Raw genomic sequence first — 8,399 nt, 5'->3', positions numbered from 1 at the left:
TATTGTCAAAATGTACATAAAACTTAGCGCCTGCTAGATATTTTCACAATATGTTTGTGCTCATTTGAGGTTTTACAAAATATTATTTTGTCTGAAAAAGCGACAATGTTTGTACGTTAAAAACATTACCTTAGTCGTGACATTAGGACATATAACATGAGCAGATACAATAGAACAAAATTCCATAAAACGCTTTTAGCATCGGCGGTGAGTTTATCGTGCTTGTCACACGTTAATGCACAAGAACAAAATAATACAGCCAACACTATCGAAAAAATTTCTGTTATCTCTCGAGGACGTGTTGAGTCAATTCAAAACGTGCCAGACTCTGTTACCGCCTTTAGCGCCGATACGATTGAAAAATCTCGTATTACCAGCTTTCGCGATGTTGCTAATTTAACGCCTAATTTGTCGCAACTTGATAACTTTAGACCCGGCCTTGCGCGCATAACTATTCGAGGGTTAATTACACCGCAAGTGGGCGATCCGCCGCTTGCATTTGTTGTTGATGGTGTAACTGCCCCCGATTTAGAGTTTATTAACCAAGACTTGGTAGATATTGAACGCATTGAAGTTATGCGTGGCGCGCAAGGCGCACTGTACGGCCGTGGTGCCATTGGTGGTGCGGTTATTGTTACCACAAAAAAACCAATTGAAGACTTCGAAGGTAAAGTTAAAGGATCAATTGGCAACGGCAATACCTATAACCTAAATGCAGTTGTGTCAGGGTCGTTAAATGATGAAAACACGGCTTATTTTAGAGCCGGTGGTTACATTAAAGATACCGATGGCCTCATTAAAAACACCTACACAGGCGATAAAGCCGATCCATTAAAAGAGCAATCAGTATTTTCTCAATTAGAATTTGAATTAACTGAAGACACATCAATAAACCTTAAAGGTAAATACACGTCGAGCGAAGCGGGTTTTGCTTACTATCAAGGCGTAAACGATGACACTATTGAAGACTTCTCAATTAATACCTCGCAAAATATTATTAACGAAGACGAGCGTGATGTGTATGAGCTAAGCGCTAAACTTACCCAACATTACGATTTAGGTAAGTTTGAGTTTGTAACTGCCTACAGCAATTCAGAAAACGAGCACTTTTACGATGGCGACTACTCTGCCGATGCAACCTTTATTGACGAAGACGGTTTTTTTAGAGCACCGTTTGGTACTGAAGGATTATACGATGTTGAATCGTTAACTGTTGAGTCTCGATTTATATCCCAGTCAGATCAGGAGTTTAGATGGTCTGTGTCGGCATTTTATCAACAGCGCGACCGCGACACTGCGGTACTTTTTTACGATGACTTTACCGATGCACAAATACTCACCCGTAAAGACTTTGCAAACGATGAACCTTACTTATCTATTATCGATAATAACAGCAGTGATGCGTGGGCTCTTGCGGGGCAATTTAACTACGATATTACCTCGCAGTTAGAGTTAACCGGCGCACTACGTTACGATCACGATACACGTGAATCGTTCGACCCAACTAATAAAACAGATACTTACGCTAAAAAGTCGTTTAGCCAACTACAGCCAAAAGTAACTTTAGGATACCAAGTTACGGATGACTTTTTACTTTATACAGGTTATTCGCACGGATTTAGAAGTGGCGGCTTTAATGAGCCTGCAGAAGGAATTAGCCGTACCTTTGATCAAGAAGTGTCTGATAGCTACGAAATGGGTTTTAAAACGTCTTTGTTTGATAGCAAATTAACCCTTAATGGAGCTGCGTTTATTATTGACCAAGACGATGCTCAATTTACGCAATTTAATGTAGATACATACACCCTCGAAAATCTATCAATTGATGAAGTGCGAACCAAAGGCTTAGAGCTAGAAGCGGCCTATGCAGCCACCAGCAATTTAAGCATAAACCTAAGCGCCGGTATTATTGATTCAGAAATAAAAAGCTTTGCACTGCGCCCTGAGCTTACTGGCAGACCACAGTTTTGGGTCCCTGAATACAACTACAGCATATCGGCCAATCATAATACGCAATTAAACGGCCAGTGGTCACTGTTTTCCCGCGCGGAGGTATTAATAGAAGGGCCTAAAACCTTCAGCATTGATATTCCAGATGTAGAGTCATCACGCTACACCTACCTCAATGCGGGGGTTGGTGTTAAATCTGAGCAATGGACAGTGCAAGTTTACGTAGACAACCTCACTGATGAGCGTGCCATTGAAGATATATTTTTATATGGCGATGGGATTACTGAACTTGCGCGCCAACCTAATAAACCACGTAGTTACGGCGTAGAGCTAAGCTACGACTTTTAATTTCAACTCTCAAATAGCTGCTTTAAACAATCTTAAGGCAGCCTCTTTTTTTAGATAACCAATAGCGATACACACATGCAAATTCTTAATCGTGAACAACTAATTGATATTTTATACGGCTGCGCCATTTTAGGTACCGGTGGTGGCGGTGAGCTAAGTGAAGGCATAAATTACATTGACGAAGCCCTTGCACTAGGTAAAACGTTTAAACTTATTAGCGCAGATGAAGTACCCGCGGGTGAGCTTGTATGCACACCTTATATTTTAGGGGCAATCTCGCCACTAACAGATACGGAAGAGCGCGCTTACGCTAATCTCCCACGTACAGGTAAGCATTCTATTTTAGCGGCCTACGATCGCGCCCTTGAGTACATGAATAAAGAATCTATTTACGGAACGATTTGTTGCGAACTAGGTGGCGCTAACACTGCGGTATCGTTTTATTTAGCGGCTATGTTTGACGGCTACATTATTGATGCCGACCCTGCTGGACGAGCAGTTCCTGAAATTACCCACTCAACCTATTATTTAAATAATTTACCTGCAGCACCAATTATTACCGCGAACGAATTTGGCGAATGCTTTATTTGTGAAAACGTTATGGATGACTTACGCGCTGAAACTGTAGTGCGTGCCCTTGCCAAAATAAGCCGTAACGACATCGCGGCCATTGATCATATTCTTCCTATTGACCAGATGAAAGATGCGGTTATTCACGGCACGATAAGTAAAGCATTAAAGCTTGGAAGAGCCATGCGTGAAGCCAACAACTCAAATGAAAACACTATTAATGTAGTTGCCGAGCAAGGTAATGGATTTGTCGCGTTTGAAGGAATTGTTAGTGAGTTTGAATTTAAAACACTTGAAGGCTTTACCATAGGCGAAGTTATGCTTGCTGGCACTGGCGAGTTTGCTGGTAACAGTTATAAAATTACGGTTAAAAACGAAAATATGGCTGCGTTTTTAAATAAAGAAGTACACGTTACCATCCCTGATTTAATTTGTTGCCTAAACACACAAGCGGGTACGCCAATCACCAACCCAAATTATGAAATAGGTATGCCTGTATCCGTTATTATTTTGCCAGCACCTGTTGAGTTTACAACACCAAAAGGACTTTCTATATTTGGCCCTAATTACGCAGGCGTTAAGAGTGATTATCGCCCTGCTATAAATAGTTAACTATTCAGCTCTAACCTGAATTATTATAAAGCTTAGCGTGGTTAGCGTTTAACCCGTTAAGCTTTATATAAATAACTCACTTCCAACCTGTAATACTCTTTTAATCAAAGTTAAAAAGCTATAATAAAAATCTTATATAGGTAATAATCTTTAAATTAATGGACTCAAGGATTATTTGGTATGCTAGGTTTTTGGTATAAGGAGTTTCCGCAATACCCTAAAGATCATAAAGACTTTTGGCGTACTCGTTTAATAGCCCACTCTTTACTAATAACTACGAGTTATTTTTTAGTTTTAACACTCCTCAACCTTTTCTACTTTGAAAGCTATAACATTGCTTTAATTGATGCCTTAGGGCTGACTATATCACTAGGTATCTATACTTGGTTTAATAAAACAGCCAACGTAAATGCAGCAGCATGGGCCGTTGCCCTTATGGTTGTTAGCTTAATAATGATGTTTGTGATTTCTGTAGGCGGACATGCGCATTCTTTATTTTGGGCAACGTTAATCCCGCCTTTTAGTTTTTTTTTAGTTGGAAGAAACTGGGGAAGCCTATTTAGTGCAGTCGCTTTTGCTATTTGTGCGTATCTTGTGTATTTACAACAACAGCAAACTGTAACAATTGGCTTAGGCTCTTTATTTAATCTTATAGAGGTAAGCCTTGCTCATATTTTAATTTTTAGGTTTTACGAAAAAACACGGTTTTCGGCATACACTCGATTATCTATCCGTAACTTAGAAATTCAACACTTAGCAGAAACCGATAAGTTAACGGGGCTTTATAACAGGCAAAAATTTGATTTTGAATTATCACAGTTAATTGCTAAAAATGACGTTTTTAAAACCCCACATTGCTTACTTATTTGCGATATAGATCACTTCAAAAATATAAACGATACCTACGGGCATTTGGTTGGTGATAACGTGCTAACTGAATTTGCAAAAATATTAAAAAGCCGTATGGGAAATGACGCACTTATTGCGCGATGGGGTGGAGAAGAATTCACTATTATTTTATCCAACACCTCTTTAAATGATAGCGCTAAAAAAGCCGATGACCTGAGAAAGTATATTGCCGAAAACACAGTTACAAATGTAGCATTTACTATAAGTATTGGATTAGCAACGATACAAAAAGACGATACAGTGCTAAAACTACTGGAGCGGGCTGATACAGCGCTGTATAAGGCTAAAAATAATGGACGCAATAAAGTATGTGTTAGCGATAACGATTCAACCGTTATCGCTCAATCAACTTACTTAGATGGGTTTATAGCCTAAACTTAAGCGTGCTGCCCACAAGCAAATCCACAGCTCCACGCATATTGGAAGTTGTAGCCTCCAAGCCACCCTGTTACGTCAGTTACTTCGCCTATAAAGTATAGGCCTTTAGCTTTTTTAGCTTCAAAGGTTTTTGAGCTCAACTCGTCGGTATCTACACCGCCCAATGTTACTTCTGCTGTTCTATAACCTTCTGTGCCATTGGGTTTAATTTGCCACGCATGAATATAATTTACTAACTCATTTATTTGAGCATGGGTAAGCTGATTAATATTACAATCTGGTATCGCTTTGCTTTCGTGCAGTATTTCTATAAAGCGTTTAGGTAAAATAGTTGCAAGGCTATTTTTTAAGGACTTTTGGGCTTGCGTTTCTCGCCAATCAGCAAGTTGCTGCCTTAAATCAATTTCAGGTAATAAGTTTATAGTTACAGCCTGCCCTGCTCGCCAAAATGAGCTTATTTGCAATATTGCTGGGCCCGATAACCCTCGGTGAGTAAAGAGGATGTTTTCTTTAAATACGGTGCCGTCTTCGCTTGAAACTTCACAAGGGATACTAATTCCCGAGAGCCCTTCAAAACGCTCTTTATCATGCTGATGCAAAGTAAACGGCACAAGTGCAGCCATAGTTGGTAACACGCTTAAGCCAAACTGCTCTGCAATTTTATAACCTATTGGTGTAGCCCCTAGTTTTGGCATAGTTAAGCCACCTGATGCTATAACTAACGACTCACAGCTTAAGGTTTCTTGCTCTGTGGTAACGCTATAGCCGGTTTCGGTTTTTGATACGCTGATCACTTCACTGCGTAGTTTTATATTTACCCCGGCCCACTCACATTCGGTCAGTAAAATATCAACAATGTCTTGTGCATTGTTATCGCAAAAAAGCTGACCTAGTGTTTTATGGTGATACGCCAAGCCATGTCTGTCTACCAGCTCAATAAAGTCATGCTGTGTATAGCGACTTAAACATGATTTAACAAAATGAGCATTTGCGCATAAGTAGTTATCAGGGGTTGCGTTTTCATTTGTAAAATTACAACGCCCACCACCACTTATTAAAATTTTACGACCTGGTTTTTTCCCCATATCAAGTACTGTAACGCTTCGGCCACGGTATCCAGCTTGCGCTGCACACATTAATCCTGCAGCTCCCGCACCTATTACAATTACATCTACTTGACTCATTATTTTACCCTACTAAAAAATTTTTCCGATTATAGCAAAGTTTGATAGCTAACAACGTAGCATTTAAATTATTAGCAATAACACAACAAAAACGCATCAGTAATAAGTCGGGAATAATTACCCGCACAATAAACCAACCCTTTATACTTATTTTTAATTTATATGACAAATACTAAACAACGAGTAAACCGCTAAAAACCTGAGTTATAACTAAATGAAAGAGGTACATAATAAATTGATATTTTAACCTAGTTAACAGATGGTTTACTTTTGTTCCCGCATCGTGATCCTACATCACGAAATAATAAATAAAAATCTAGGGATAATTATGACAACAAGTAAAACTTTTAAAAGATGCGCAATTGCAATTACAGTTAGTACGCTTTTTGCTGCAACATCTGGCATGGCTCAATCAGTTTCAAGTTCAATGGCTGAAACATCGGCTAAACTACAAAGCCAAGGCGGTTTCGAAACTCAGTTCATTATTAAATATAAAAATAATAACGAAATGGCGAGCCTCTCAACTGCAGACGCAAGCCCAGCTAGCATGAAAAAGCGCGCACAAAGCTTTGTTAAAAACTTCGCTTCTAAAAAAGGCAAAGTAAAAGCAAAATACGTTCGTGCAATGGCACTTAATAATCATCACGTAATGCGTGCTGATAAAAAATTAAGTGCGGCTGAGGCCCAAGAGTTTATGCAAGAAATGGTTGATTCTGGCAATGTTGAATACATTGAAGTGGATCAAATGCTAAAGCCGTTTTCAACTCCTAACGATCCACGTTTTGATGACCAATGGCACTACTACGAGCAAGCCGGTGGTTTAAACTTACCGACCGCATGGGATACCGCAACGGGTAGCGGTGTCGTTGTAGCTGTACTAGATACGGGCTACCGCCCTCATGCTGATTTAAACGCTAATATTTTACCAGGTTACGATATGATCTCTAACCTTTCGGTAGCTAATGACGGTGGTGGTCGCGATAGCGATGCACGTGATCCTGGTGATGCAGTTGCTGCGAATGAATGTGGTACTAACGGTGCACAAAACTCTAGCTGGCATGGCACGCACGTAGCAGGCACAGTTGCTGCGGTAACCAATAACGGTGAAGGTGTTGCAGGCGTAGCTTATAACGCAAAAGTAGTGCCTGTTCGTGTACTAGGTAAGTGTGGTGGTTTAACCTCTGATATTGCAGACGGTATTATTTGGGCATCTGGTGGAAGTGTTTCAGGTATTCCTGCTAACTCAAACCCTGCTGATGTAATTAATATGAGTTTAGGTGGGAGCGGTTCATGTAGCTCTACAACTCAAAATGCAATTAACACAGCACGTAGTAACGGCACTGTGGTAGTTATTGCTGCAGGTAACGATAACGATAACTCAGCAAACTACAACCCAGGTAACTGTAACGGTGTAGTAAACGTAGCCTCAGTGGGCCGTAATGGCGGCAGAGCTTATTACTCAAACTACGGTAGCAATATTGATGTTGCAGCACCAGGTGGCGCACAAAGCTTTGCAAACGACTCTGAAGGCGTTCTATCAACTTACAATTCAGGTTCGTCTACACCTTCAAGCGACAGCTATGGCTTTTCACAAGGTACATCAATGGCTGCGCCCCACGTAGCAGGTGTTGCGGCACTTATTAAGCAAGCAAAGCCAGATGCAACGCCTGACGAAATAGAAAGTATTTTAAAATCAACTACCCGTTCGTTCCCTGCAACATGTACTAGCTGTGGTACGGGTATTGTTGATGCTGCCGCAGCTGTTGCAGCAGCAAGTGGCGGCACTACTCCACCTACAGGTGGCGATAGCGAGCTTATTAATGGTGAAGCTAAAACAGGTTTAAGTGGGGCTGCAAATGCACAAGCATTTTACATGATGACAGTACCAAGCGGTGCAACTAACGTAACATTCACTATGAGTGGTGGTACTGGCGATGCTGATTTATACGTACGTGCAGGCAGTAAACCTACAGCTACTACCTATGATTGTCGTCCATATAAAGGCGGTAATAGCGAAGAGTGTTCTATTGATAACCCTACTGCGGGAACTTACCACGTAATGCTTAACGGCTACTCTGCGTATTCAGCTGTTAGCTTGGTAGGTAATATTACTGGTGGTTCATCATCGGGTGGCGGTTCAGGTACTCCACAAGCAGGCGGCGGCACTATAAGCGATGTGTCAGCCAATACTGGGCAGTGGAAACATTACACGTTAGATGTACCAGCTGGAATGAGTACGTTTACAGTAACAACATCGGGTGGCAGTGGCGATGCTGATTTATTTGTAAAATACGGTAGCCAACCAACAGCAAGCTCATACGATTGCCGCCCTTATAAAAATGGCAATGCAGAAACATGTACATTTACTAATCCACAAGCAGGTACTTGGCACTTAAGCGTTAACGCTTATAGCACTTTCTCTGGTTTAACGCTTAGCGGGCAATACCA

5 protein-coding genes are annotated in these 8,399 nt (G+C 40.8%); 4 read left to right on the top strand and 1 reads right to left on the bottom strand.

Features of this window, described 5'->3' with window-relative positions; translation table 11 throughout:
* Window positions 1-156 precede the first annotated feature (156 nt).
* From H5072_RS06430 to H5072_RS06420, 3 genes are all read left to right on the top strand, one after another.
* On the top strand, window positions 157-2,298 hold the full coding sequence (locus tag H5072_RS06430) for a TonB-dependent receptor (RefSeq protein WP_182693044.1): 2,142 nt from the start codon (window positions 157-159) through the stop codon (window positions 2,296-2,298).
* Window positions 2,299-2,373: 75 nt separating this feature from the next.
* Window positions 2,374-3,480 (top strand): DUF917 domain-containing protein, encoded by a 1,107-nt coding sequence (locus tag H5072_RS06425; protein ID WP_182693043.1) that lies wholly within the window; start codon window positions 2,374-2,376, stop codon window positions 3,478-3,480.
* A 180-nt stretch (window positions 3,481-3,660) separates the two neighbouring features.
* Window positions 3,661-4,764, top strand: coding sequence for a GGDEF domain-containing protein (locus H5072_RS06420; RefSeq protein ID WP_182693042.1), 1,104 nt, complete (start codon window positions 3,661-3,663; stop codon window positions 4,762-4,764).
* A gap of 2 nt (window positions 4,765-4,766) precedes the next feature.
* Here the strand turns inward: H5072_RS06420 and H5072_RS06415 are convergent, their stop codons facing one another.
* Window positions 4,767-5,951, bottom strand: a complete 1,185-nt coding sequence (locus H5072_RS06415; protein ID WP_024595536.1) for an NAD(P)/FAD-dependent oxidoreductase — start codon at window positions 5,949-5,951, stop codon at window positions 4,767-4,769.
* A 328-nt stretch (window positions 5,952-6,279) separates the two neighbouring features.
* Here H5072_RS06415 and H5072_RS06410 point away from each other — a divergent pair.
* Window positions 6,280-8,399, top strand: a 2,120-nt coding sequence (locus H5072_RS06410; RefSeq protein WP_182693041.1) for a S8 family peptidase, incomplete at its 3' end; no start/stop codon positions are given.

The sequence above is a fragment of the Pseudoalteromonas sp. SR45-5 genome, from assembly GCF_014163565.1.
In the GTDB taxonomy this organism is placed as follows: domain Bacteria; phylum Pseudomonadota; class Gammaproteobacteria; order Enterobacterales; family Alteromonadaceae; genus Pseudoalteromonas; species Pseudoalteromonas distincta.
This window is presented reverse-complemented; position numbering and strand designations above follow the sequence as displayed.

What these genes read in the sequence shown, in the direction of transcription:
- H5072_RS06420 (WP_182693042.1), top strand. Translation starts at nt 3,661, where the DNA reads ATGCTAGGTTTTTGGTATAAGGAGTTTCCGCAATACCCTAAAGATCAT.
- H5072_RS06430 (WP_182693044.1), top strand. Translation starts at nt 157, where the DNA reads ATGAGCAGATACAATAGAACAAAATTCCATAAAACGCTTTTAGCATCG.
- H5072_RS06415 (WP_024595536.1), bottom strand. Translation starts at nt 5,951, where the DNA reads ATGAGTCAAGTAGATGTAATTGTAATAGGTGCGGGAGCTGCAGGATTA.
- H5072_RS06425 (WP_182693043.1), top strand. Translation starts at nt 2,374, where the DNA reads ATGCAAATTCTTAATCGTGAACAACTAATTGATATTTTATACGGCTGC.